Here is a 539-nt window from a genome sequence, read left to right on the forward strand (position 1 = left end):
AAGGATCTCAAGAAGATCCTTTGATCTTTTCTACGGGGTCTGACGCTCAGTGGAACGAAAACACACGGTAAGGGATTTTGGTCATGAGATTATCAAAAAGGATCTTCACCTAGATCCTTTTAAATTAAAAATGAAGTTTTAAATCAATCTAAAGTATATATGAGTAAACTTGGTCTGACAGTTACCAATGCTTAATCAGTGAGGCACCTATCTCAGCGATCTGTCTATTTCGTTCATCCATAGTTGCCTGACTCCCCGTCGTGTAGATTACTACGATACGGGAGGGCTTACCATCTGGCCCCAGTGCTGCAATGATACCGCGAGACCCACGCTCACCGGCTCCAGATTTATCAGCAATAAACCAGCCAGCCGGAAGGGCCGAGCGCAGAAGTGGTCCTGCAACTTTATCCGCCTCCATCCAGTCTATTAATTGTTGCCGGGAAGCTAGAGTAAGTAGTTCGCCAGTTAATAGTTTGCGCAACGTTGTTGCCATTGCTACAGGCATCGTGGTGTCACGCTCGTCGTTTGGTATGGCTTCA

1 protein-coding gene is annotated in these 539 nt (G+C 46.0%); it reads right to left on the reverse strand.

Features of this window, described 5'->3' with window-relative positions; translation table 11 throughout:
• Positions 1-181: 181 nt before the first annotated feature.
• Positions 182-539 (reverse strand): serine hydrolase (locus ACI796_RS23115; RefSeq protein ID WP_158679646.1); only part of this gene is annotated, 358 nt, incomplete at its 5' end.

Source organism: Geodermatophilus sp. SYSU D00525 (assembly GCF_054050475.1).